The 25,370-nt window shown below is 42.5% G+C and carries 20 protein-coding genes and 2 tRNA genes; 14 read left to right on the top strand and 8 right to left on the bottom strand.

Translation table 11 applies throughout. The features are described 5' to 3' along the window. Positions 1-32 precede the first annotated feature (32 nt). Entirely contained in the window at positions 33-575 is a 543-nt protein-coding gene (locus tag HMPREF9447_RS01060; protein WP_009127351.1) for a ferredoxin domain-containing protein, read from the bottom strand. A 185-nt stretch (positions 576-760) separates the two neighbouring features. Here HMPREF9447_RS01060 and HMPREF9447_RS01055 point away from each other — a divergent pair, with 185 nt between their 5' ends. After that, the gene (locus tag HMPREF9447_RS01055) at positions 761-1,381 is read left to right on the top strand and encodes an ABC transporter ATP-binding protein (protein WP_044137621.1); all 621 of its coding nucleotides are present in this window, start codon (positions 761-763) and stop codon (positions 1,379-1,381) included. Positions 1,382-1,396: 15 nt separating this feature from the next. Next, positions 1,397-2,206, top strand: a complete 810-nt coding sequence (locus HMPREF9447_RS01050; protein ID WP_009127349.1) for an ABC transporter permease — start codon at positions 1,397-1,399, stop codon at positions 2,204-2,206. Here the strand turns inward: HMPREF9447_RS01050 and HMPREF9447_RS01045 are convergent. Further along, on the bottom strand, positions 2,203-2,610 hold the full coding sequence (locus tag HMPREF9447_RS01045; protein WP_009127348.1) for a DUF4891 domain-containing protein: 408 nt from the start codon (positions 2,608-2,610) through the stop codon (positions 2,203-2,205). The genes HMPREF9447_RS01050 and HMPREF9447_RS01045 overlap by 4 nt on opposite strands. A gap of 107 nt (positions 2,611-2,717) precedes the next feature. On the opposite strand from HMPREF9447_RS01045, the gene HMPREF9447_RS01040 reads away from it, so the two are divergent. From HMPREF9447_RS01040 to HMPREF9447_RS01020, 5 genes are all read left to right on the top strand, one after another. Beyond that, the gene (locus HMPREF9447_RS01040) at positions 2,718-3,812 is read left to right on the top strand and encodes a Nif3-like dinuclear metal center hexameric protein (protein ID WP_009127347.1); all 1,095 of its coding nucleotides are present in this window, start codon (positions 2,718-2,720) and stop codon (positions 3,810-3,812) included. Between the two features lie 5 nt (positions 3,813-3,817). Then, on the top strand, positions 3,818-4,636 hold the full coding sequence (locus HMPREF9447_RS01035; RefSeq protein ID WP_009127346.1) for a zinc ribbon domain-containing protein: 819 nt from the start codon (positions 3,818-3,820) through the stop codon (positions 4,634-4,636). Between the two features lie 150 nt (positions 4,637-4,786). Further along, positions 4,787-6,223 carry an efflux transporter outer membrane subunit gene (locus tag HMPREF9447_RS01030; protein WP_009127345.1) on the top strand — a complete coding sequence of 479 codons (1,437 nt, stop codon included), beginning with the start codon at positions 4,787-4,789 and terminating at the stop codon, positions 6,221-6,223. A gap of 43 nt (positions 6,224-6,266) precedes the next feature. Next, positions 6,267-7,385 carry an efflux RND transporter periplasmic adaptor subunit gene (locus HMPREF9447_RS01025; protein WP_009127344.1) on the top strand — a complete coding sequence of 373 codons (1,119 nt, stop codon included), beginning with the start codon at positions 6,267-6,269 and terminating at the stop codon, positions 7,383-7,385. Positions 7,386-7,423: 38 nt separating this feature from the next. Beyond that, a complete protein-coding gene (locus HMPREF9447_RS01020; RefSeq protein WP_009127343.1) occupies positions 7,424-10,558 on the top strand; it encodes an efflux RND transporter permease subunit in 3,135 nt (1,044 codons plus the stop codon). Between the two features lie 108 nt (positions 10,559-10,666). Here the strand turns inward: HMPREF9447_RS01020 and HMPREF9447_RS01015 are convergent, their stop codons facing one another. Then, complete coding sequence (locus tag HMPREF9447_RS01015) at positions 10,667-11,116, bottom strand: type I restriction enzyme HsdR N-terminal domain-containing protein (protein ID WP_009127342.1); 450 nt, start codon at positions 11,114-11,116, stop codon at positions 10,667-10,669. Between the two features lie 135 nt (positions 11,117-11,251). On the opposite strand from HMPREF9447_RS01015, the gene HMPREF9447_RS01010 reads away from it, so the two are divergent. The 5 genes from HMPREF9447_RS01010 (at position 11,252) to HMPREF9447_RS00990 (ending at position 16,415) form a co-directional block, all read left to right on the top strand. Beyond that, the gene (locus HMPREF9447_RS01010; RefSeq protein WP_009127341.1) at positions 11,252-12,028 is read left to right on the top strand and encodes an AMP nucleosidase; all 777 of its coding nucleotides are present in this window, start codon (positions 11,252-11,254) and stop codon (positions 12,026-12,028) included. 7 nt (positions 12,029-12,035) lie between these two features. Further along, on the top strand, positions 12,036-13,055 hold the full coding sequence (gene holA / locus HMPREF9447_RS01005; protein ID WP_009127340.1) for a DNA polymerase III subunit delta: 1,020 nt from the start codon (positions 12,036-12,038) through the stop codon (positions 13,053-13,055). Between the two features lie 1,147 nt (positions 13,056-14,202). Continuing rightward, positions 14,203-14,664, top strand: a complete 462-nt coding sequence (locus HMPREF9447_RS01000; RefSeq protein WP_044137284.1) for a helix-turn-helix domain-containing protein — start codon at positions 14,203-14,205, stop codon at positions 14,662-14,664. 75 nt (positions 14,665-14,739) lie between these two features. Next, positions 14,740-15,516: a dihydroorotate dehydrogenase electron transfer subunit gene (locus tag HMPREF9447_RS00995; protein ID WP_009127337.1), complete on the top strand. Its 777-nt coding sequence runs from the start codon at positions 14,740-14,742 to the stop codon at positions 15,514-15,516. Then, positions 15,504-16,415, top strand: coding sequence for a dihydroorotate dehydrogenase (locus HMPREF9447_RS00990; protein WP_009127336.1), 912 nt, complete (start codon positions 15,504-15,506; stop codon positions 16,413-16,415). Before HMPREF9447_RS00995 ends, HMPREF9447_RS00990 begins: the two co-directional genes overlap by 13 nt. An 89-nt stretch (positions 16,416-16,504) precedes the next feature. Here the strand turns inward: HMPREF9447_RS00990 and trmD are convergent, their stop codons facing one another. Continuing rightward, positions 16,505-17,185 carry a tRNA (guanosine(37)-N1)-methyltransferase TrmD gene (gene trmD, locus HMPREF9447_RS00985; protein ID WP_044137282.1) on the bottom strand — a complete coding sequence of 227 codons (681 nt, stop codon included), beginning with the start codon at positions 17,183-17,185 and terminating at the stop codon, positions 16,505-16,507. Between the two features lie 79 nt (positions 17,186-17,264). Between trmD and ligA the strand changes: the two genes are divergently transcribed. Next, a complete protein-coding gene (ligA, locus tag HMPREF9447_RS00980; RefSeq protein WP_044137619.1) occupies positions 17,265-19,262 on the top strand; it encodes an NAD-dependent DNA ligase LigA in 1,998 nt (665 codons plus the stop codon). Positions 19,263-19,366: 104 nt separating this feature from the next. After that, on the top strand, positions 19,367-20,260 hold the full coding sequence (gene dapA / locus HMPREF9447_RS00975) for a 4-hydroxy-tetrahydrodipicolinate synthase (protein ID WP_009127333.1): 894 nt from the start codon (positions 19,367-19,369) through the stop codon (positions 20,258-20,260). A 237-nt stretch (positions 20,261-20,497) separates the two neighbouring features. Here the strand turns inward: dapA and HMPREF9447_RS00970 are convergent. The 4 genes from HMPREF9447_RS00970 to htpG form a co-directional block, all read right to left on the bottom strand. After that, a tRNA-Arg gene (locus HMPREF9447_RS00970) sits at positions 20,498-20,571 on the bottom strand. 16 nt (positions 20,572-20,587) lie between these two features. Further along, positions 20,588-20,661, bottom strand: a tRNA-Arg gene (locus HMPREF9447_RS00965). A gap of 75 nt (positions 20,662-20,736) precedes the next feature. Beyond that, complete coding sequence (locus HMPREF9447_RS00960; RefSeq protein WP_009127332.1) at positions 20,737-23,028, bottom strand: patatin-like phospholipase family protein; 2,292 nt, start codon at positions 23,026-23,028, stop codon at positions 20,737-20,739. A gap of 183 nt (positions 23,029-23,211) precedes the next feature. After that, the gene (gene htpG, locus HMPREF9447_RS00955) at positions 23,212-25,257 is read right to left on the bottom strand and encodes a molecular chaperone HtpG (RefSeq protein WP_009127331.1); all 2,046 of its coding nucleotides are present in this window, start codon (positions 25,255-25,257) and stop codon (positions 23,212-23,214) included. Between the last annotated feature and the right edge of the window lie 113 nt (positions 25,258-25,370).

The following is a 25,370-nucleotide window of genomic DNA, read 5'->3' as shown; positions in this document are numbered from 1 at the left end:
ATCTTATCGTTTTATCACATTATCAACTTAAATCACTCTTCCTTCTCTTCTTTCGGTTTACGGTCGAAGAACGGATTCTTAGACGATGCACTGACCGGAATGGCATACACAGATCTGCAGCCAGGCAACCATTCCAATTGCTGTGCAGCAAGTCCGGCAGAGAACATGACGCGCGTATCTACGCGCAGATCGGCTGCTGTTGCACAAGCCGAACCAATGGCTATACCAACATCCACCGAATTAATAGCACAAGGTACCCCCTCGGGACGACCGGCACAGGTGGGGTATCCGCAATGTCCGCAGTTCAGCCCTTGCGCCTGCTCGCGCGTACCTATTATTATTACACATTCTGCCTGCAAAATGTTTGCCGCATCACGCAGAAAGAACTTCATTCCATGTTCTTCTACCATAGCAACCATTTTGTCCGATAATACCTTCAAATCGTTTCCGGTAACCATAGCAATTTCTATAATATCAACACCCTTGCCCTTAGGTGCAGTGCGGGCAGCAGTCATCATTTGCCTTGCCACATCCAACACATGTTCATGGCGGCTTGCACGTTCGTTCTGTATCATAATTCTCACTTTTATTAAAAACTGATAGCAAAGATAATGCAAATTGAGTGCAGAACTTTCATGCTTGCATGAAAAAGTTATGCCGAAATGCAGCTTATCTTATTTAAAGATGCTTATTTCGGCTAATAATCCGCCGTTTTCTCAGAATTCCTTTCTATATTTGCTTGCAAATGGAGACTAAGACTATACTTCAGATAGATGACGCATGCATTGCTTTCGGGGAAGACACACTTTTTTCCGGTTTCTGCTTACAATTGCATGAGGGTGAAATTGCCTGCATATCCGGACAATCGGGGCGGGGAAAAACTTCTTTGCTAAATGCAATTTTAGGATTCGTACCCCTCAAAGCCGGACGCATCATCGTTAATAATACTTTATTGGAAAAGGCCACTATCGACCATATACGCCGCCAGGTGGCATGGATACCACAGGAATTGGCGCTTCCATCGGAGTGGGTGAAGGAAATGGTGCAACTCCCATTCAATCTGAAAGCCAACCGCGCCACCCCCTTTTCGCTCGACAAACTCTTTGCCTGTTTTGCAGAACTGGGGCTGGAAGAGGAAGTGTACGACAAACGGGTGAATGAAATCTCCGGCGGACAGCGGCAACGCATCATGATTGCTGTAGCCACCATGATGCAGAAACCGCTACTGATGGTAGACGAACCGACATCCGCACTGGACTCGGACTCTACGGATAAGGTACTTGCTTTCTTCCGGAAGCAAATGAGAAAGGGGAGTGCCATCCTCGCCATTTCCCATGACCAGGGCTTTGCGCAAGGATGTAACCAAATGATTACGTTGTGATAAAAACATTAAGAAGTGGGAACAATTGACATATCATATACCAGTTTAGCCATCGGATTGCTGTTGCTGCTCATTCCACTATTCTACCTGTGGAAGTTCAGGACAGGACTGTTGTGGGTTACTGTGATCGGCATTGCGCGCATGATTGTGCAGCTTTTTTTTATCGGCGTCTACCTGAAATACCTGTTTCTATGGAATAATCCCTGGATAAACTTTCTGTGGGTGATTATCATGATATTCGTTGCCGCCCAAACAGCATTGGCACGCACCCAGTTGAAACGAAAAGTACTGTTTATTCCTATTTCCGTCGGTTTTCTGTGCAGTGTGGTCTGCGTCGGCATGTACTTCATCGCCATCGTATTGCGGCTGGAAAATGTATTCAGTGCGCAATATTTTATTCCTATATTCGGTATTCTGATGGGAAATATGCTGTCCAGCAATGTGGTTGCACTGAATGCTTATTACAGTGGACTGAAACGCGAACAACAACTATATCGCTATCTACTTGGCAACGGTGCCACAAGGGCAGAGGCTCAGGCACCTTTCATCAAACAGGCTATCATTAAATCGTTTAGCCCCCTGATTGCGAACATAGCCGTAATGGGACTGGTGGCGCTTCCCGGCACAATGATCGGACAGATTCTGGGAGGTAGCAGCCCGAATGTAGCCATCAAGTATCAGATGATGATTATGGTGATAACCTTCACAGCATCCATGCTTTCGCTGATGATAACCATTTCATTGGCTTCCCGCAAGTCGTTCGACGCCAACGGGAAGCTGCTGGAGGTCATGGTGGAGAAAAAAGAAAAGAAAAGAAATCGTTAATCTTTCATTTTGGAGGGAGTATAGCGGAGTTGCACATACTGTATGCCCGGATTGATATAAGCACTGTCCATCAACACTTTCTTTACCCGGAACGTTTCAAGGCAACGATTGATATGCTTTTCTACAGACTTTGTCTGCGGCTTCACATAGGAAAGCACTTCAATACTTCCCATCGTATCTATTTCAACTTGCGCCTTTAAGGTACGTATAGGAACCGGTTTTCCGGACATATAACCAGGCAGCTTCTTTTTTTTATCAATCCAAAATATAGCTGTAGCCTTTGGAGTGGTATCCATAAATTCTTCTTGCACATCCCCCTCACCGTCTTCCTGAGATTTAGGTGAAGATTGACATGAAAACAAAATGCACAATAGTGCAAAAAACATGAAAAGCAATGCTTTCATCGTACTAGGTTTTACAATTATCAGAACAAATATACTAAAAAATAGTAAAACAGACAGTTATTCAGTGTATTTTTGCTATATTTGCATCGAAATTTTCTATTCACATAATGAGAATTAAGGAAATAGTAAGCGCCCTTGAACGGTTCGCGCCTCTGCCATTGCAAGACGGATTTGATAATGCCGGCCTGCAAATCGGATTGACAGAAGCGGAAGCAACAGGGGCTTTGTTGTGTCTTGACGTCACTGAAGCCGTGCTGGACGAAGCGATAGCGTTAGGGTACAATCTTGTCATATCCCATCACCCGCTGATATTCAAAGGATATAAATCCATCACGGGCAGGGACTATGTGGAGCGTTGTATCATGAAAGCGATAAAAAACGATATCGTAATTTATTCTGCACATACCAACCTGGACAATGCGCCGGGCGGGGTGAATTTCAAGATTGCCGAGAAGATAGGATTGAGTAACGTGCGTGTGCTGGAACCTAAGGAGAATGCTTTATTGAAGCTGGTTACCTTTGTTCCGGTGGAACAAGCGGAAGATGTGCGGAAAGCCTTGTTTGCAGTCGGATGCGGCTGTATAGGGAACTACGATGCATGCAGCTACAATGTAGAAGGAGAGGGAACTTTCCGTGCCCGGGAAGGAAGTCATCCTTTCTGTGGAAGCATCGGAGAACTGCATACAGAAAAGGAAACGCGCATAGAAACCGTGCTGCCTGCCTACAGAAAAGCAGAAGTCATTAAGGCTTTATTGAGCGCCCATCCATATGAGGAACCTGCATTCGATTTGTACCCTCTTCAGAATAGTTGGACACAGGCAGGTTCAGGGGTTATCGGCGAATTGGAAATACCGGAAACGGAACTGGAATTCCTGAAACGCATCAAGAAAACCTTTGAAGTGGGTTGTCTGAAACATAATAAGCTGAACGGACGCGAGATACAAACCGTAGCTTTGTGTGGAGGAGCCGGAGCATTCCTGATGCCGCTTGCCATACGCAATGGCGCAGATGTGTTCATTACTGGAGAAATCAAGTATCACGACTACTTCGGACATGATACGGACATCTTGCTGGCAGAGATAGGACACTACGAAAGCGAACAATATACGAAAGAAATATTCTATACAATAATCCGGGAGTTGTTTCCGAATCTTGCGCTACAACAGTGCAAAGCGAATACCAACCCCATAAAATATTTATAAGTAAAATGGCTAAAGAAGCAAAAAAAGACCCACAGGAATTGACCGTGGAGCAGAAATTGAAAGCGCTGTTCCAATTGCAAACCATGTTGTCAAAGATTGATGAAATCAAAACTTTGAGAGGTGAACTTCCGCTGGAAGTACAGGACTTGGAAGACGAAATCGCCGGTCTGAGCACACGTATCGACAGAATTAAGGCAGAAGTAGCCGACCTGAAATCCGCCATCGCTACCAAGAGAGTGGAAATCGAAACCTCTAAAGCTTCTATTGCAAAATATAAGGAACAACAAGAGAACGTACGCAACAACCGCGAGTACGACTTCCTGAGCAAAGAAATCGAATTCCAGACTCTGGAAATGGAGCTTTGCGAAAAGAGAATCAAAGAGTTCGCTGTACAGGAACAAGAAAAGTCTGCCGAAGCCGAAAAGAGCACAGCTGCTCTGGATGAGAGACAGAAAGACCTGGATGTTAAGAAGAACGAGTTGGACGAAATCATCTCTGAAACCAAACAAGAAGAAGAAAAGCTAAGAGACAAAGCTAAAGATCTTGAAACAAAGATTGAACCCCGTCTGCTCCAGTCCTTCAAGCGTATCCGTAAGAACTCCCGTAACGGGCTCGGTATCGTGTATGTACAGCGTGACGCTTGTGGTGGTTGCTTCAACAAAATTCCGCCCCAGAGACAGCTGGATATCCGTTCTCGTAAGAAAATCATCGTTTGCGAATATTGCGGACGTATCATGATTGACCCGGAATTGGCAGGTGTGACCCTCGAACACAAAGAGGAGGTAAAAGAAAAGACAACCAGAAGAAGAAAGACTGCGGAATAATCCGTAAGTTATTCAATAGAGCTGCCCCTGTAAGCATTATGATATTGCTTACAGGGGCAGTTTGTTTTATTCCCTAATCACAAAACTACCATAAACAAACAAAGGTTTAAGTTGTTATGATACCTAATATCACAAAAATGACCTAAACCTATGAAGATTAAAGCTTGGGGCAGTACACTGCTCTTATTATGTCTATGTTCTGCCGCCACTGCGCAGAATGGTGACCGTTATCTGGAAAAGCCACTGCCCCGAAGTTGGGGAAGTACGACTATTCCTTCTTCCACTGCGGCTTCTGCAGATGCTGACTTGTTCAGTGGACAGATATTACCCGTAGACGACCAGTGGTGGAAAGCATTCAACGACCCAATGCTGGATTCACTTATCAGCGTGGCATCAGGAGAAAACTATTCCGTACTGGCCGCCATAGACCGCATGGAACAAGCACGCGCCAGTCTGCGAATGGAGCGCAGCAACTTTTTTCCTTCCATTAGCTTGAATGCCGGATGGCTCCGGCAGCAGAGTAGCGGCAATACCAGTGAATTGCCGCAATCCATCGCTCATTATTATGATGCTTCACTGAATGCCAGTTGGGAACTGGATATATTCGGAAGTATCCGCCAGCGAGTGAAAGCACAACGGGAAACCTTCCGCGCCAGTCGGGAAGAGTACATCTCGGTACAGATATCCCTCTGTGCACAAATTGCTTCCGCCTACATTAACCTGAGGGAACTACAACAGGAACTACAGGTGGTAACCCACAACTGCCGGATACAGGAAGAAGTGCTCAATATCACCGAAGTGCGATACAACACAGGACTTGTATCAAAGCTGGATGTAGCACAAGCTAAATCTGTGTATTACAGCACAAAAGCATCCATTCCGCAACTTGAATCCGGGATCAGCCAATACATCAATTCACTGGCAATATTATTAGGAACTTATCCTCAGAAACTTCGCCCGATGCTGGAGAAAACCGGAAAACTACCTGATTATATGGAACCGGTTGGAGTAGGGATACCTGCTGATTTATTACTCCGCCGCCCGGATGTTCGTCAGGCAGAGAGACAGGTCAATGCACAGGCTGCACTGCTGGGAGCAAGTAAGAGCGACTGGTTGCCACAAGTATTTCTAAAAGGTTCTGTGGGATATGCCTCCCGTGACTTGAAAGACCTGACCAGACGGAAAAGCATGACGTTTGAAATTGCCCCTACCATCAGTTGGACTTTGTTCAGCGGAACAAAGTTGGTGAACGCCACCAAGCAGGCACGCGCACAACTGGACGAGGCAGTGCACAGCTTCAACGAGACAGTGCTCACCGCCGTACAGGAGACGGACAACGCGATGAACAATTACCGGAACTCCATCAAGCAGATTGTTGCCCTCCGTGAAGTGAGAAATCAAGGACAAGAGACATTGAAACTCTCTCTTGAGCTTTATAAACAAGGGCTAAGTCCTTTCCAGAATGTACTGGATGCGCTACGGTCATTGTTGACCTACGAAAATCAACTGGTGCAGGCGGAAGGCGACTCATTGCTGTATCTGGTGTCATTATATCAGGCACTGGGAGGAGGATATACAGAGAAATAAAGAAGATGAACAACTTAGATTAATTCCTAAACCATAACCATATATGAGAAATAGAATGTATATCACCCTTGCACTTATTCCGCTATTGGCGGGGTGCGGGGAGAAAAAAGAAACGGCACGCACAGCAATGCCCATTCCTGAGATAAGCGTAGCCCTTCCTGTGGTGAAAGATATCACGCTGACCAAAGAGTATCCGGGTTACCTCAGTTCTGAAAAAACCGTTGACCTGGTGGCACGCGTAAACGGAACCCTGCAAACCATTGCCTATGCTCCCGGAAGCAGAGTAAAGAAAGGACAAGTGCTGTTCGTCATTGAACCAACTATCTACCAGGACAATGTGGAGCAGGCGGAAGCTGAACTGAACACTGCCCGAGCTAATCTGGAATATGCCCAAAACAACTACTCGCGTATGCTGGAAGCTGTCAAAAGCGATGCTGTAAGCCAGATACAAGTGCTACAGTCTAAGTCCAATGTTGCCACTTCGCAAGCGGCAGTGAGTAATGCTGAAGCAGCACTGAATACGGCACGCACCAATCTGAGTTACTGCACGGTGCGTGCACCATTCGATGGAACTGTCAGCCGTAATCAAGTAGATGCAGGCAGTTATGTAGGCGGTAGTGTGCAACCTGTCACCCTTGCCACTATTTATAAGGATGATCTGCTATATACATACTTCAACATCGCTGACAATCAATGGCTTGCCATGCTGATGCAACAAGGAGCGACCCAACAAAAGGACACACTGCCGAGACAAGTCACCGTTAACCTGGGTGAGAATAATATACAGCCTTATCCTGCCACATTAGATTACTTTGCTCCCAACGTGGACTTGAACACCGGAACCCTGAACCTGCGTGCCCGATTGGATAATCCCAAAGGATTATTGAAAAGCGGATTATACGTCAGCATTACTCTGCCATACGGCAAAGAGCAACATGCAGTGCTCGTTCCGGAAGCTTCCATCGGCACCGACCAGTTAGGAAAATACGTATACATAGTAAATGATTCCAACATAGTCCGTTACCGCCATATTGAGGTGGGCCAACTGATAGATGATACCCTCCGGCAAGTAACCAGTGGAATCTCTCCGCACCAACGCTATGTGACCAAAGCACTGATGAAAGTGCGGGATGGGATGAGAATAAAACCTATCAACAAGTAATTAATAACTAAATAGTTAACAACTAAACCTTAACACTCATGTTCTCAAAATTCTTCATAAACCGTCCCATCTTTGCCACTGTGCTGGCACTACTGATTGTAGTGGCAGGACTGGTTACGCTGGGCATACTGCCTATCGCGCAGTATCCGGAGATTACCCCGCCAACCGTACAGGTCAGCGCCGTATATCCGGGAGCCAATGCCCAGACGGTGGCACAAACCGTAGGTATACCTATTGAACAGCAAGTGAACGGCGTGGACGGCATGCTTTACATGTCATCCAATTCTTCTTCGTCCGGTGCTTATTCGCTGACCATCACCTTTGCTGTAGGAACGGACATCGACATGGCCACTGTACAAGTGCAGAACCGTGTCAGTGTGGCACAGGCTTCTCTGCCGACACCGGTTGTGGTGCAGGGGGTGACGGTACAGAAACAGTCGTCAAATATTGTTATGTTCCTTACAATGACATCAGACAATAAAGAATACGATGGACTTTATCTCAGCAATTATGCCACGCTGAACCTTGCCGACCAATTGACGCGTGTACCCGGTGTAGGTGCTGTCAATGTGATGGGAGCGGGCGACTACTCCATGCGTATCTGGCTGGATCCGGCAGCGCTACGCATCCGCAACCTTTCCGCATCTGATGTATACCAGGCCATACAGGCGCAGAATGTCGAAGTCAGCGCCGGCACAATCGGACAACCTCTTCCCGCAACTGAAGTATCCGGCAACAACGGTTCACCTGCCTATCAATACACTCTTACGGTGAAGGGGCGGCTCTCTTCTCCTGAAGAGTTCGGCAACATCATCCTGCGCACCGAAACAGGTGGGCGGGTGCTTCGCCTGAGAGATGTGGCGCACATCGACCTCGGTTCGGCATCCTATAACGTCGTTTCCCGACTGAACGGACAGCCGACTGCCGCCATTGCCATCTATCAGCAACCCGGTTCCAACTCGTTGGATGTTTCCAAAGGGGTACGTGCCAAGATGCAGGAACTGTCGCAATCCTTTCCCCAAGGTATAGATTATAGTGTGACGCTGGATACGACAGATGTCATTCATGCTTCGGTGGACGAGGTGCTGGTGACTTTCCTGGAAACAACCTTACTTGTGGTACTTGTCATTTTCCTTTTCCTGCAAAATTGGCGGGCAGTCATCATTCCCTGTATCACAATCCCAGTGTCACTCATCGGTACATTGGCCGTGATGGCATTGTTCGGTTTCTCCATCAATACGCTGACACTCTTCGGGTTAATACTCGCCGTAGCCATTGTGGTGGATGATGCCATTGTGGTGGTAGAAAATTCGAGCCGATTGCTCGACACCGGACAATACAGCGCCCGGGAAGCAGTAACCAAGGCAATGGGAGAGATTACCGGTCCAATTGTGGGTGTAGTACTAGTATTGCTTGCCGTATTCATCCCTACAATGCTCATTAGTGGTATTTCGGGACAACTTTACAAACAATTTGCACTGACCATTGCCGCCAGTACCGTATTGAGTGGTATAAACTCATTGACGCTGACTCCGGCATTGTGTGCCCTGATATTGCAGCCCACCAAACCTGCCAAGTCACCGCTCTTCCGGGGATTCAACTTGGTATACGACAAGACGCAGGGAACATATGACAGGATTGTGGGATGGCTGCTCCGTCGTCCGGGCGCTGCACTTCTCTCTTATGCAGTGTTTACGGCTCTGGCAGTCGTCTTGTTCATCAAGTGGCCCAGTACATTCATTCCTGAAGAAGATGACGGATATTTCCTTGCTGTAGTGCAGTTGCCACCCGCATCAAGTCTGGAGCGGACGGAAGCTGTGGGACGGGAGATTAATGAGATTCTCAACAGCTATCCCGAAGTGAAAAACTACATTGGCATATCCGGATTCTCCGTGATGGGGGGCGGGGAACAAAGTAATTCCGGAACCTATTTCGTGATTCTGAAAAACTGGGACGAACGCAAAGGCAAGGAACACACCGCACAGGCAGTCGTCAACCGTTTTAATGCACAGGCTTATGGCATACAGGAGGCAGAAGTATTTGCCATGGTTCCTCCGGCCATTCCCGGCTTGGGTACTACCGGCGGACTGCAGTTGCAACTGGAAGATAGAAAGAATCTGGGTGCAACAGAAATGCAACGCGCCGTAGCAACACTGATGGCAACGTATCACACGAAACCCGCATTGGCCAGTGTCAGCAGTCAATACCAAGCCAATGTGCCGCAGTATTTCTTGAATATCGACCGTGATAAGGTACAGTTGATGGGCATTCCATTAAATAGTGTTTTCACCACATTGGGATACTACATGGGAGCGGCCTATGTAAATGATTTCGTTGAATTCGGACGTATTTATCAGGTAAAACTTGGTGCGCGAGACCATGCACAGCGGGTTATTGATGATGTCTTGAAGTTGAGCGTGCCGAATGCAGCAGGAGAGATGGTACCGTTCTCAGCTTTCACTAAAGTGGAAGAGCAACTAGGTATGGATCAGATTAATCGATATAATATGTATTCCACAGCCTCCGTCACTTGCAATGTGATGCCGGGAAGTAGCTCGGGAGAAGCTATACAGCAGATGGAAGAGCTCTTCCGGGAACAACTGGGTGATGAGTTTGGATATGAATGGACTTCGGTTGCCTATCAGGAAACTCAGGCGGGAACAACTACAAGCACCGTACTGGTGATGGCTTTGCTGGTTGCATTCCTGGTACTGGCGGCGCAATATGAAAGTTGGACAAGTCCGGTATCTGCAGTCATGGGACTTCCAGTGGCACTGTTAGGAGCAATGATTGGCTGCCTAGTGATGGGAACGCCAGTCAGCATCTACACACAAATCGGTATCATCTTGCTTGTGGCACTATCTGCAAAGAATGGTATCCTGATTGTAGAGTTTGCCCGCGACTTCCGCGCAGAAGGAAATTCCATCCGTGATGCAGCATTCCAAGCCGGACATATCCGTTTGCGCCCCATCCTGATGACATCACTGGCCTTCGTGCTCGGTGTGATGCCTTTGCTTTTTGCCACAGGAGCAGGGGCAGAGAGCCGTATCGCTTTGGGAGCCGCAGTAGTATTTGGTATGGCACTGAACACATTGCTTGCTACGGTTTATATCCCGAATTTCTACGAATTGATGCAGAAGTTGCAGGAGCGGTTCACTAAGAAAAAGGAGTAACTCGGAGAGGCTACACCCTTTGCATCGGATGGCTACACCCTTTTGGGTATATGACTACACCATACCGGGCAAAGGGTGTAGCCCTTTTTATCCATAACAATGCCAACCTTATAATGACTGATAATCAGGTATATCTGGTAGGAAAGTATAACTGTTTTTTTCGTAATCCATACGGCAGCAATAATGTTGAAGCCCATTACTTACAACCAGATAATCTACTTTCAACACCATATTATAGCGCGTAATCTGATTGAACACCGCTTGAGTGATTTCTATATCAGGAGCTTTGTACTCCACAATCATCCGTGCCGTCAAATCTCGACGGTAAAGCACAGTGTCACAGCGTTTTTTTGTGCCATTCAGTTGTACCTGCACTTCGTTTGCCATCAATGCTTGCGGGTATCCTTTGTGATTCAGGAGAAAATGTACAAAGTGCTGGCGTACCCATTCTTCAGGCGTAAGCGCCACATAACGACGACGTATCACATCAAAAATGGCTGGTTTTCCTTCTCTGTTCACCACTTTGGCATCGAATACAGGTAAATTTAATGACAACATAATTATATAGGATATGTGATTACAACAGCAAGAAATGTTGTTGTTTTAATTTCATGATTCTACTTTTTTATTGTACTTTTGTGAGTTAAATAATCGCTCCCTAAAAGTATTAGGGAACAAATTTAATGAAATCTTATGAAAACAAAGCAAGAAATCGTAGCTAACTGGCTGCCTCGTTACACAAAACGTAGACTTGAGGACTTTGGAGAGTATATTCTGTTGACTAACTTCAACAAGTATGTGGATATTTTCGCAGAGAAATTCAATGTGCCCGTTCTTGGCAAGGACGCTAATATGACGTCTGCTTCTGCTGAAGGCATGACCATCATCAACTTTGGTATGGGAAGCCCTAATGCTGCTATTATCATGGATTTACTAAGTGCCATTCAGCCTAAAGCCTGCCTGTTTTTGGGCAAGTGTGGTGGAATTGACAAGAAAAACCGGATAGGGGACCTTATCCTGCCTATCGCTGCCATCCGTGGCGAAGGAACCTCAAACGACTACTTCCCGCCCGAAGTACCGGCCCTCCCGGCATTTATGCTGCAGCGTGCTGTGTCTTCATCCATCCGCGACCATGCCCGCGACTACTGGACAGGTACCGTATACACCACCAATCGCCGCATTTGGGAGCACGATGAAGAGTTTAAAGAATATCTCAAGAAAACCCGGGCTATGGCTGTCGACATGGAAACAGCAACCTTGTTCAGTTGCGGTTTTGCCAATCACATTCCAACTGGTGCCATTCTGCTGGTTTCCGACCAACCCATGATACCCGAAGGAGTGAAAACCGATAAAAGTGACAACCTCGTCACCCAGAACTATGTGACGGAACATGTAGAAATAGGCATTGCGTCCCTGCGCATGATTATCGACGAGAAGAAAACCGTAAAACATCTGAAATTCGACTGGTAAAACGAATATGGCAAAACAAGAAATCACGTGCGACGACATTCTTAAGGAACTGAGAGCGAAGCAATACCGCCCCGTGTATTATCTCATGGGCGAGGAACCTTATTACATCGACCTCATTGCCGACTATATTACAAATAACATCTTGACGGAAACGGAAAAGGAGTTTAACCTGACCGTCGTTTACGGTGCAGACGTGGATATAGCCACCGTCATCAATGCCGCCAAGCGCTATCCAATGATGTCCGAACACCAGGTAGTAGTAGTGAAAGAAGCGCAGAATATCCGCAATATGGAAGAACTTTCTTACTACCTCCAAAAACCCTTGCTTTCCACCATATTAGTAATATGTCACAAACATGGCGTACTAGACCGGAGAAAGAAGCTGGCCGCCGAAATTGAAAAAGCCGGCGTCTTGTTCGAATCTAAAAAGGTGAAGGATGCCCAACTGCCGGCATTTATCACCTCTTATATGAAACGCAAAGGCATTGATGTGGAACCTAAAGCCACTGCCATGCTGGCGGACTGTGTAGGAACTGATCTTAGCCGCCTTACCGGAGAACTGGAAAAACTGATTATCACACTTCCAAAAGGTCATACACGTGTCACCCCTGAACAGATAGAAAAGAATATCGGCATCAGCAAAGATTATAATAACTTCGAATTACGCAGTGCCCTAGTCGAAAAAGACGTTCTAAAAGCCAATAAAATAATAAAATATTTTGAGGAAAATCCTAAAACGAATCCAATTCAAATGACTTTATCTTTACTTTTTGGATTCTTCTCCAATCTGATGCTGGCATATTATGCCCCAGAAAAGTCGGAGCAAGGCATCGCCAGTATGCTGGGATTAAGAACACCTTGGCAGGCGAAAGATTATCTCGCCGCCATGCGCCGATACAACGGAGTAAAGACGATGCAGATTATTGGCGAAATACGATATGCCGATGCAAAGTCCAAAGGAGTGGGCAATCCTTCCTTAAGCGATGGGGATATTCTCCGTGAATTAGTATTCAAAATCCTGCATTAATTCCTACAACAGAACCATACAAACTTCTCTAAAATAATAGATGGTCTATTTACCCTAAATAGACCATCTATCAGCTATCAACAGACCATCTGTTTGGATGAAACAGACCATCCATTTTTAAGAGATACATTATTAATTTCCATTAGAATCCAAGGATTTTATAGAAAAATAGTATACTTCCTCTTATGAATAAGAGAGTAAAGGTATATAAAAAATAATCAGAAAACCAGTAAAATATAATCTTCAACTAACACTTTAGGAAGATTTTGATTATTAGCATATCAGGTAATTATAGAGAAGAAAACACTGTTTCTACTATCATTATGCTATTCTTTAATAAAAATAGGATTATTTTTCTAGAATAGAGCAAAACTCAGACTTAGAAAAAAGGTATAATCAACTGTAAAACAATAAAATACAGACAAAACATCCCTTTGAGAATTCAAAATATCCAAATCCACAGCCGTTTATACGGAAAGAAAGCAAGGATTTCCAATTACGAGGAGTATTAGAGGGAACCATTGAGGCTTTCTAATTTCAGTGTAACAAATTATTTCTAATAATAATAAGATTACCCATCAAACATAATCACAGTATAGCTGAAAATAGTTGCTTTCTCAACTACAAAATATCAATGTTGTAATATATAATATATTACAATAATACTAATTACATTCTCACACATAACATTGGTAATAACATCTTGCAATACACAATTGTAATACATATAATTTCAAAGGAGTAATAGCCAAATAACAAAATTAATAGGATAGGAGTTAACGAGATGATAGCTATGATCTAATTCACTAAAAATCAGTACAATTAAAGATGTCATATCACCTAATAGTTAAGATAGTAACGATTGAACATAAAAACAATTGTAAAACAGTAATAAATAGCATTATTTCACAAACATATACCACTAATAATCATATAAATATAATATTTTATTAAAGTATAAATAGAAGATTACAATACAGTTAAAATAGAGATTTACAATTGTACGTATAACAATTGAAATTTAATTATCAACATTGTAATATATCATAATTCACAAAATTAATTTGCTATTGTAACTTCTTTTTTTTACTTTTGTAAATCGAAAGTAAAAAATACAATTGTAAACTCACACCTATATCGCAACAGTATGAGCATAAAAGATAGGTTCAAAATGATTATGGAGCGGGAAAGATTAACCGCAGGTGCATTCGCCGAAAGTATTGGAGTAGCTCAAGCTACTATCTCACATATCTTAGGTCCCCGCAATAAGTATCCAAGTACGGAAGTTATTCTTCGCTTGCATCAAAGGTATAATGACATCAACCTAGAATGGTTACTTACCGGAGAAGGCGAAATGAGTAACACGCCTGACTCTTCTATCGAAAGCGGATTTGACTATCCATTATTCGCTGAGAATGCCGTAAATCCGTCCGAAGTTACGAGTCATGCAGAAAATCGCAAGGAAATCGCATCAGAAACACCAGTAAATGTGCCTAAAGAGATTGTTAAACAGGAGATTATATACAAAGAAAGACCTCCCAGGAAAATTACCGAAATAAGAATTTTCTTCGACGATAATACATACGAAACATTCAAACCCGAAAAATAAAAGGTAAAAACGACATTCTGCACAATTTCCCGTATCTTTGTACGCTGAAGACAAAATTCACCTCTTATATAGGATATGAAAAAATATATTTTAGATTTAACTGTGACCGAGAACGTCAGACTGCATACCAACTATGTGCTGTTGAAACTGACGGCTCCGTCTCGGCTTCCGGAAATGCTTCCGGGACAATTTGCGGAAATTCGCGTGGATGGTTCTCCAACCACTTTCCTGCGTCGCCCTATTTCCATTAATTATGTAGACAGACAACGCAATGAAGTTTGGTTTCTTATCCAGTTGATTGGCGACGGAACTAGGCGATTAGGCGAAGCTAAAGCTGGAGATACAATCAACGTAGTACTTCCCTTGGGAAATAGCTTCACAATGCCTGAAAAACCCTCTGATAAGCTTTTGCTAGTAGGTGGAGGTGTTGGTACGGCTCCTATGCTCTATTTAGGTGAGCAATTAGCTAAAAATGGCAGTAAACCGACATTTCTTCTGGGGGCAAGAAGTGATAAGGACCTGATGCAATTAGAGCAATTTGCAGCTTATGGTGATGTATACACGACTACTGAGGACGGCAGTCATGGAGAAAAGGGATACGTAACGCAACATTCCATATTAAATAAGGTGCAGTTCGAGCAAATCTACACTTGTGGCCCCAAACCAATGATGATGGCTGTTGCCAAATATGCCAAAAGTAAAGACACAATCTGTGAAGTATCATTGGAAAATACGATGGCATGTGGTATAGGCGCCTGTCTTTGTTGTGTGGAAAACACAACAGAAGGACATTTATGTGTATGTAAAGAAGGTCCGGTTTTTAATATAAACAAACTATTATGGCAGATTTAAGTGTAAACATAGGCGAATTACAAATGAAGAATCCGGTAATGACAGCCTCCGGTACATTTGGATATGGTGAAGAGTTTTCCGATTTCATCGATATTGCGCGAATAGGCGGTATAATTGTAAAAGGAACCACCCTTCACAAACGTGAAGGTAACCCATATCCGCGTATGGCAGAAACCCCGGCAGGTATGTTAAACGCTGTAGGACTGCAAAATAAGGGTGTAGATTACTTTGTTGAACACATCTATCCACGCATCAAGGACATTGAAACCAATATGATTGTGAATGTTTCGGGTTCCGCGATAGAAGATTATGTAAAAACAGCAGAAACCATCAATGCACTTGACAAAATTCCTGCCATAGAATTGAATATCTCTTGCCCTAATGTGAAGCAAGGTGGAATGGCTTTTGGAGTCACTGCAAAAGGCGCCGAAGAAGTAGTGAAAGCAGTGCGCGCAGCTTACAAAAAGACACTTATCGTAAAGCTGTCTCCTAACGTTACGGACATAACGGAAATCGCTCGTGCTGTAGAAAATGGCGGTGCAGATAGCGTATCATTAATTAATACACTGCTGGGAATGGCTATTGACGCGGAACGCAGACGTCCGGTGCTCTCTACTATAACAGGTGGCATGTCGGGAGCAGCCGTTAAACCGATTGCTCTCCGCATGGTATGGCAAGTTGCTAAGGCGATAAAAATTCCAGTCATAGGTTTAGGAGGTATCATGAACTGGAAAGACGCTGTGGAATTTATGCTTGCCGGAGCTTCAGCTATCCAAATCGGTACAGCAAATTTCATCGATCCGGCAGTTACGATTAAAGTTGCGGAAGGTATCAATGACTATCTCGATAGACACGGCTATAAGTCTATGAAAGAAATTATCGGTGCGCTTGAGGTATAACTAATAACAGAAGAATACCGTTCGCGCCTGTTTTACACAAAAAAGGACATTCGGAAAGAATGTCCTTTTTCTGTTTTTATACAACTGTTTTATTCTTCTCCAAGCAAATCCGGACGAAGTCTGCGCGTCCGTTCCAAAGACTGCTGCAACTCCCATTCCTTAATCTTTGCCTCATGGCCAGACAATAAAATTTCCGGAACTTTCCAACCATTATAATCAGCAGGTCGCGTATAGACCGGAGCTGCCAATAAGTTATCTTGAAACGAGTCAGACAGTGCCGATTGTTCATCAGAAATCACACCGGGGATAATACGGACGATGGCATCCGCCATCACTGCCGCCGCCAGTTCACCACCAGTCAGCACATAGTCTCCAATACTAATTTCTTTGGTAATAAAATGCTCGCGAATACGATAATCTATTCCTTTAAAGTGCCCGCAAAGAATAATAAGATTCCGAGAAAGAGAAAGCATATTGGCCATTGGCTGGTTGAATTGCTCACCATCAGGGGTAGTGAAAATGACTTCATCATAGTCCCGTTCTGCTTTCAGAGCGTTAATGCAGCGTTCTATCGGCTCTATTTTCATCACCATCCCGGCAAAACCACCAAAAGGATAATCATCTACCCGACGATATTTATCTTCTGTATAATCACGCAGGTTATGAATGTGTATTTCTGCAAGCCCTTTATTTTGAGCACGTTTCATAATAGAGCAATTGAAAAAGCCTTCAATCATCTCAGGTAAAACTGTTATAATATCAATGCGCATATTAATTTTAATTTTCTGCAAAAGTACAAATATTAGAGGAGAAACCTGTATTTTTGCGTTCAAACAATCTGAAATAGCTATGACTACAAAAGAAAATATAGATCAGCTCCGTGCCGAACTGCATCGGCATAACTATAATTATTATGTATTGAATGCTCCGGAAATTTCTGATAAGGAGTTTGACGATATGATGCGGGAGTTACAGGATTTGGAACGGGAACATCCGGAATATCAAGATGATAGTTCACCGACAATGCGCGTAGGAAGTGATTTGAACAAGAACTTTACGCAAGTGGCACATAAGTATCCGATGCTTTCACTAGGCAACACCTATTCCGAAGGTGAGGTATCAGACTTCTATGATCGCATACAAAAGGCATTGAACGAGGATTTTGAAATTTGCGCTGAACTGAAATATGATGGCACTTCGATCTCTCTGACATATGAAGATGGGAAATTAATACGTGCTGTAACTCGTGGGGATGGCGAAAAAGGTGATGATGTAACGGATAATGCCAAGACAATCCGCACAATCCCTCTCGTATTGCATGGAGACTATCCTGCACTGTTCGAAATAAGAGGTGAAATATTAATGCCATGGGTTGTTTTTGAAGAACTGAACCGTGAGAAAGAAGCTCGTGAAGAATCCTTGTTCGCTAATCCGCGCAATGCAGCATCAGGGACCTTGAAGTTACAAAATTCTGCTATCGTGGCTTCCCGTAAGCTGGATGCATACCTTTACTACCTGTTAGGTGAAGAATTGCCTTGCGACGGACATTATGAAAACCTACAGAAGGCTGCACAGTGGGGCTTTAAGATATCAGACCACATGAAGAAGTGTCATAGCCTGCAAGAGGTATTCGACTATATCCATTATTGGGATACCGAACGCAAAAATCTACCAGTGGCTACGGATGGCATTGTTTTGAAAGTTAATAGTCTGAAACAGCAAAAAAACCTCGGTTTCACCGCAAAATCTCCCCGCTGGGCCATTGCTTACAAGTTTCAGGCAGAACGCGCATTAACCCGTTTGAACAAGGTAACTTATCAAGTAGGTCGGACGGGAGCAGTCACCCCGGTTGCCAATTTAGATCCGGTGCAATTATCCGGTACAATCGTAAAACGCGCTTCCCTGCATAATGCCGATATCATTGAAGGACTCGACTTACACGTCGGAGACATGGTTTACGTAGAGAAAGGTGGTGAAATTATACCGAAAATTACCGGAGTAGACAAAAACGCCCGAGGTATGATGATTGGTGAAAAGGTAAAATTCATCACACACTGTCCTGAATGCGGCAGCAAATTGATACGCTATGAAGGAGAAGCTGCACATTATTGCCCCAACGAAACGGCCTGTCCGCCACAGATAAAAGGAAAAATAGAGCACTTCATCAGCCGAAAAGCCATGAATATCGACGGACTGGGACCGGAAACTGTGGACATGTTCTTCCGATTAGGACTAATTAAAAATACTGCCGACTTGTATAAGCTAAGCGCCGATGATATCAAAAATCTGGATCGTATGGGAGATAAATCGGCCGAAAACATCGTAAACGGTATTACTCAAAGCAAAGAAGTTCCTTTTGAGCGGGTATTGTTTGCACTGGGTATTCGCTTTGTTGGTGAAACGGTAGCAAAAAAGATTGCCAAGTCCTTCACCGACATAGAAGAATTGGAAAATGCAAATCTTGAAAGACTAGTAAACATTGATGAAATCGGTGAAAAAATAGCGCAAAGTATCCTCACTTACTTCTCTAATCCGCTGAATAAAGAACTAATAGAACGCTTGAAGGCTGCCGGATTACAATTTAATCGAAACGAAGAAGACTTGAGTAGTTACACTGACAAGCTTACCGGGCAGTCCATTGTCATCAGCGGCGTATTCACACATCACTCCAGAGACGAATATAAAGATTTGATAGAAAAGAATGGAGGAAAAAACGTAGGTAGCATTTCCGCAAAAACCAGTTTCATCCTGGCAGGGGAAAATATGGGTCCAGCTAAATTGGAAAAAGCTCAAAAACTGGGTGTACGAATCATGAGCGAAGATGAGTTTTTATCACTCATTTCGTAACATTTTTCCAGTGAAATCTTTTTTATAGCTTATATTTGCTGTAGAAATCGAAAATATTCGTACTTTTGCGAGTCATTTAATTAGAGATTACTTAAATTTCACTCATGATACAGACTAAATTGAAAGGAATGGGGGTAGCGCTGATTACTCCTTTTAAAGAGGATGAAAGCGTTGATTACGATGCATTGATACGTTTGGTGGACTATCAGCTTCAAAACAATACTGATTTTTTATGCGTGCTGGGCACCACGGCAGAGACTCCGACATTGACGGAAGAAGAAAAAAAGAAAATCAAGACAATGGTCATTGAACGCGTAAATGGTCGAATACCTATCCTACTTGGCGTTGGTGGAAATAACACCCGTGCTATTGTAGAAACTCTTAAAAACGACGATTTCACCGGAGTAGACGCCATCTTATCTGTTGTCCCATATTACAATAAACCATCTCAGGAAGGTATTTATCAACACTATAAAGCGATTGCAGAAGCTACAGAACTTCCAATAGTGCTCTATAATGTGCCTGGCCGTACTGGTGTGAATATGAAAGCAGAAACAACCTTGCGCATTGCCCGTGACTTCAAAAATATCATTGCAGTCAAAGAAGCATCTGGCGATATTACCCAAATGGATGATATTATTAAGAATAAGCCCGCTAATTTCGACGTTATTTCGGGCGATGATGGCATAACCTTCCCTTTGATCACCTTGGGAGCAGTTGGCATCATATCAGTCATAGGAAATGCTTTCCCACGCGAATTTAGTCGTATGGTGCGTCTGGCATTACAAGGGGACTATGCAAATGCATTGACCATTCACCATAAATTTGCCGAATTATTCAAATTACTTTTTGTAGATGGAAATCCGGCAGGCGTAAAAGCAATGTTAAATGTGATGGGAATGATTGAAAATAAGCTCCGTCTTCCGCTTGTACCTACCAGAATTACAACTTTTGAAGCTATGCGAAAGATTTTGGATGAACTAAACATAAAGTGCTAAAGAAAAACTAACTTTACCATATTCGTCCCCTAAGCATCTTAGGGGACGTTTTTTTCGTCTCACAAGATTTATATTGCTTGCCCGTGTGCTATCTGATAACTTGTACACTTGCGACTATGACTATGGCCAGGTTACATTTGCGAGTGTATACCCTCACTTGCGGAAAGTATAACCCAATGTAGTCAAGTGTGTAGTAACCAAAAAACCTCTGCAAAACATATCTTGCAGAGGTTTTTGTGATCGCGACAGGATTCAAACCTGTAACCGGCTGATCCGTAGTCAGCTACTCTATTCAGTTGAGCTACGCGACCTTGTTATCAAAAAGTGTGACCGCGACAGGATTCAAACCTGTAACCGGCTGATCCGTAGTCAGCTACTCTATTCAGTTGAGCTACGCGGCCTTTTTGTTTAACGGGTGCAAAGATACGGACTTTTTTCGTAACTGCAAGTTTTACGCAAACTTTTTTTGAAGAAATTTATTCGATGAAACGGTAATTAAACAGTTGCCAGCCGATACTTAGACCTACATTCCACTCCCTTCTCGGTGAACTATAATGATTTACATAAGCAGAAATCGCCCCGAAGGGTAATTGGCAAATAACAGAAATTTCTCCCATATATTCAACCTTTGAAAAAGCTTTTCCATAGAATGCCTTATTTTGCGTATTCTTTTCAATCGGAAAAATAGGCATAAAGCCATAGAATTCTCCTCTTATATGGAACATATCATTGAAAATAAACATGGGTTTAACCCCAGCAGCCAGAAATTGATTAGCGCGGAAAGCTTCATTATACATCAATTTACTGTGCGGAGTTGGTGAGAACGCTGCTGCCTGCATCATAGTCGCCGTAAAATTCTCCGAGAAATTTTTCGATGAATACAATGCTTCTGCCATCCATCCCAGTACAAATTTAGGCGCCATGTTATGATAAGCTTCTTTCATGTAAGAAATCTGTAGCCATGATTGCCGTTCCTGAGTGGTAGCTAATTCTGTAGGATTTCCAGGTGTATACCTTTCTTTTCCCGTAAATATCTGGGCTATTAACTTTTCATTATATCCTTTTGTAGCATATTGACGCGTATTCAATGTGCTGCCATAGAAACTGATAGAACCACCTATAAGCCTATAAACACTTCTATCTGAACGGTCTTCCTCAAAGTTAATCACACTGGACTGAAAATAATTATCTTGTAATTTTCCAATGCCAAAGCCAAATTCCGCTCTTTTATTCGACAAAAATGGTAAAGCTATTATTAACTTCAGAAAGCGTTCATCTTTTGAGTTAAAAGAAGGCTTATCATTTTTGGAGAATAGTTTATCTTTCTTGTAATAATCGAAAGTGCTAATAGATGCAATAAGCCGATATGACGTAGGAATATGCGTAGGCAAATCGATGCGTCCCATTAGTTGTGCATTATTATAGACTTTGCCCAATTGCCCATCGAATGTAAACTCCTTGGCATAATAATTAAGATTCTGATATCCCAAGCCCAAATAAATCTGATTGGAACTTGTTGTAGATACGCTACCTCCCAAGCGGACAGAAAAGTTATCCTCCATCTTGACTTTCAGATGCAAATCGTACATATCCGTCTCTTCATTGAACACCGCTTTCGGAATAATTTCAGAAATCATATTATCAGCCAATAAACGAAAATATCCACGCTTCATATCCTCGTAAGTAAATGCTTCATCTTCTTCATCATGAAATTCCTTCTGAATATAAGCTTGTTGTTGTGGATTGGCACCCTGAATATAAATTTTCTGAAAATAAAGTTGCGGTAGATTACTGCGGTAAACCAAACGACGTAAACGCACATTATCTGCATTTACTCTGCGGCGAATACGGTTTTTTATAGAATCCATCATGCTAATAGTACGATTATAGCCTATATCATGAAGTTCCTGAAGACGGTCGAAATCAAGCAAATTCACATCATCATACTTGAATGTCATGAGAATACCAACAGAATCTGGAATAGAATAATCCGTTTTCTGCATCACCATATTTTCTATCTGACTCATAAGATCATTCTCCTTTGGTTTGGATGGATTGGCCGCAACAACACTACCAATAATGATATCCGGATGAAAATCATCCCGCATCACGTCAGTCGGAAAATTATTATAAATACCACCATCATAAGCCAGTACACTATCTATCTCAATAGGTTTGAAAACAAACGGGAAGCTCATCGAAGCACGAACTGCATCACCTAAATCACCTTTTCCTAATACAATCTGTCGCTTATTATACACATCAGAAGCTATGCAGCGGAAAGGAATAAAAAGTTTATCGAAATCACCATCACATGCAGCAGTAGCACGAGCAAACAGTTCCACAAAAACCAGATTCATCTGAATAGGATTAACCATACTGGTCGGCAACTGCGGTTTGACATTCAAAGAATCTTTAAAATCAAAACGAATATTAAAAAATTCCGGTGTAGGAAGATTTTTCTTGAAATAATAGGCATACTTTGGTTCTACCTTTCCCGAATACCAACGCTTGAAGTCCTCTGAACGCAGCAAAGCTTCCATATCATCAGGAGAATACCCCATAGCATAGAGTGAACCAATTATGGCTCCCATAGATGTACCAGTAATATAGTCAATGGGAATGTTGTTTTCTTCCAAAGCCCGAATGATGCCGATATGCGTCATACCTTTCGCACCGCCACCACTCAAAACAAGTCCCACTTTTTGGGCTTGCAGCATAGGTAGCAACAAGAAACAAAACGATAAAAGCAAAAGAATCCTTTTCATACTTCAAACTTCCGAGCTGAATAATAAATATTATCAAAGCTCAAATATATGCAATTGTTTCGAAATTGGACGTATCCAACGCAAAAAAACAAGCAATCCTACACAAATTATATGAAAAAAAGAGCATTACAACTCCTTAGAGTTGCAATGCTCTTAACTATAGATTGTGAATAAAAGGCGTATTTAAATTAACTCGATACTTCTCTTCACAAAATTGTTTAGAGCTTCACCTTTCAGCATACCGTTTTGCAGTAAGGCCAAGTCAATCAACTGACGGACAACCTTATTCTTAGCAGCATATTCAGCAAAAGCTTCATCTTTCTTTGTTTTCAGTTCTTCCCACTTCTTGTCTAGGGTATTTACTTCATCTCTTTCTCCAGTAGAAATTTCTTCATCTTTCTTACCTTTTTGCTTATCTTTCAGTTCATTGCGATGTTTGTCCACTTCATTCATTTCCTTTTGAATAGGTGCTATAACATGTTCACATTCCTTTTCTTCGTCAGCTAAAACTTCTTTTATCAACTTATGATCGGAGTTCAGTACCAAATTAAACATATCAGGCATTTCACCATAGAAACTCATACCTGCTTGAATATTAGCCATCTCTTTCATACGGCGCATATATTCACTTTGAGTAATCATTACAGGAGAAGAATTCTCACCCAAAGCTTGTGCAGTAATATTGAACTCAACCTTCTCCAACTTCGGTAACTGACTCTTGAACACAGCTGAAAGAGCTTCCTGCTTGCTGGCCTCCAATGTTTCACCTTTTTTATCTTCTTTAATAATCAGATTGTCGATAACATCGCTATCCACACGAGTGAAACGGGATTTTTCAAATTTCTGCTCCAACATGCTCACTAAAGCAATATCCAACTGACCATCCATCAGCAACACGCTATATCCCTTATTTTTAGCTGCTTCAATATAGCTAAATTGCTCATCTTTATGATTTGCATACAGATAAATCAGAGTGCCATCCTTATCTGTCTGATTATCTTTGATGAGTTTATTATATTCCTCAAACGTGTAACATTTGCCATCCGCATCAGTAAAAAGAGAAAAATCTTTTGCCCTATCATAGAAATCTTCTTGAGTAAGCATTCCATAATTGATAAAGATTTTCAAATCATTCCATTTCTCTTCAAACTGTTTGCGATCGTTCTTAAAGATAGATTGTAAACGGTCAGATACTTTCTTCGTAATATACGTAGAAATCTTCTTCACATTAGAATCACTCTGAAGATAAGAACGGGATACGTTCAAAGGAATATCTGGAGAATCAAGTACACCATGCAACAGCGTCAAAAAGTCAGGCACAATACCTTCTACAGAGTCTGTAACATACACCTGATTACTGTAAAGCTGTATCTTATTCTTATTCAATTCTATATTACTCTTTACCTTCGGGAAGTAAAGGATACCGGTCAGATGGAACGGATAATCTACGTTCAAGTGTATCCAGAACAAAGGTTCATCAGACATCGGATAGAGATCCCGATAAAATTTCTTATAATCTTCATCTTTCAAGTCACTGGGTTTCAACGTCCACAATGGGTTACTATCGTTGATAATATTATCTTCATCTGTTTCTACCTGTTTTCCATCTTTCCAATCTTTCTTTTTGCCAAAAGCAATGGGGATAGGCAAGAAGCTACAATACTTCTTCAGTAAAGAAGAAATGCGAGCTTCTTCAAGAAATTCCTTGCTTTCATCATCAATGTAAAGCACGATATCTGTACCACGGTCAGCCTTATCTATGTTTTCGATAGTGAATTCAGGACTACCATCACAGCTCCATTTCACAGCCTGAGCACCCTCTTTATGAGATTTTGTAATAATCTCCACTTTCTTCGCGACCATGAAGGCTGAATAAAATCCCAAACCAAAATGGCCGATAATAGCATTGGCATCATTCTTATATTTCTCCAGAAAATCGTTAGCACCAGAAAAAGCAATCTGATTGATGTACTTATCGATTTCTTCGGCTGTCAAACCGATACCACGGTCAGAGACAGTAATCGTATCCTTTTCTAAGGATACACGTACAGTCAAATCTCCAACTTCACCCTTAAACTCACCAATAGAAGCTAAAGTTTTCAACTTCTGTGTAGCATCTACGGCATTAGAAACTAACTCACGAAGAAAAATCTCATGATCACTGTACAAGAACTTCTTAATAACGGGGAAAATGTTTTCGGTAGTTACCCCAATATTTCCTTTTTGCATACTACTATTATTTATATTTTAAGTTTATATATTAATCGCTTGGCAAATATAATGCAAAAAAAATGCCAGTCCATATAGACTGACATTTTGACTGTTTATTAGCTGGAAAAACT

This window comes from Bacteroides oleiciplenus YIT 12058 (genome assembly GCF_000315485.1).
GTDB classification, from domain to species: Bacteria; Bacteroidota; Bacteroidia; order Bacteroidales; family Bacteroidaceae; genus Bacteroides; species Bacteroides oleiciplenus.
Note: the sequence above shows the minus strand (reverse complement) of the source record. Positions and strands in the feature narration are given on the sequence as shown.

Bases quoted from the DNA above. Each gene is read 5' to 3' on its own strand.
- HMPREF9447_RS01045 (WP_009127348.1), bottom strand. From the start codon at position 2,610: ATGAAAGCATTGCTTTTCATGTTTTTTGCACTATTGTGCATTTTGTTT.
- HMPREF9447_RS01020 (WP_009127343.1), top strand. From the start codon at position 7,424: ATGTTCTCAAAATTCTTCATAAACCGTCCCATCTTTGCCACTGTGCTG.
- HMPREF9447_RS00995 (WP_009127337.1), top strand. From the start codon at position 14,740: ATGAAAAAATATATTTTAGATTTAACTGTGACCGAGAACGTCAGACTG.
- HMPREF9447_RS01040 (WP_009127347.1), top strand. From the start codon at position 2,718: ATGAGAATTAAGGAAATAGTAAGCGCCCTTGAACGGTTCGCGCCTCTG.
- trmD (WP_044137282.1), bottom strand. From the start codon at position 17,185: ATGCGCATTGATATTATAACAGTTTTACCTGAGATGATTGAAGGCTTT.
- ligA (WP_044137619.1), top strand. From the start codon at position 17,265: ATGACTACAAAAGAAAATATAGATCAGCTCCGTGCCGAACTGCATCGG.
- HMPREF9447_RS00990 (WP_009127336.1), top strand. From the start codon at position 15,504: ATGGCAGATTTAAGTGTAAACATAGGCGAATTACAAATGAAGAATCCG.
- holA (WP_009127340.1), top strand. From the start codon at position 12,036: ATGGCAAAACAAGAAATCACGTGCGACGACATTCTTAAGGAACTGAGA.
- HMPREF9447_RS01060 (WP_009127351.1), bottom strand. From the start codon at position 575: ATGATACAGAACGAACGTGCAAGCCGCCATGAACATGTGTTGGATGTG.
- HMPREF9447_RS01025 (WP_009127344.1), top strand. From the start codon at position 6,267: ATGAGAAATAGAATGTATATCACCCTTGCACTTATTCCGCTATTGGCG.
- HMPREF9447_RS01000 (WP_044137284.1), top strand. From the start codon at position 14,203: ATGAGCATAAAAGATAGGTTCAAAATGATTATGGAGCGGGAAAGATTA.
- HMPREF9447_RS01010 (WP_009127341.1), top strand. From the start codon at position 11,252: ATGAAAACAAAGCAAGAAATCGTAGCTAACTGGCTGCCTCGTTACACA.
- htpG (WP_009127331.1), bottom strand. From the start codon at position 25,257: ATGCAAAAAGGAAATATTGGGGTAACTACCGAAAACATTTTCCCCGTT.
- HMPREF9447_RS01030 (WP_009127345.1), top strand. From the start codon at position 4,787: ATGAAGATTAAAGCTTGGGGCAGTACACTGCTCTTATTATGTCTATGT.
- HMPREF9447_RS00960 (WP_009127332.1), bottom strand. From the start codon at position 23,028: ATGAAAAGGATTCTTTTGCTTTTATCGTTTTGTTTCTTGTTGCTACCT.
- dapA (WP_009127333.1), top strand. From the start codon at position 19,367: ATGATACAGACTAAATTGAAAGGAATGGGGGTAGCGCTGATTACTCCT.
- HMPREF9447_RS01015 (WP_009127342.1), bottom strand. From the start codon at position 11,116: ATGTTGTCATTAAATTTACCTGTATTCGATGCCAAAGTGGTGAACAGA.
- HMPREF9447_RS01035 (WP_009127346.1), top strand. From the start codon at position 3,818: ATGGCTAAAGAAGCAAAAAAAGACCCACAGGAATTGACCGTGGAGCAG.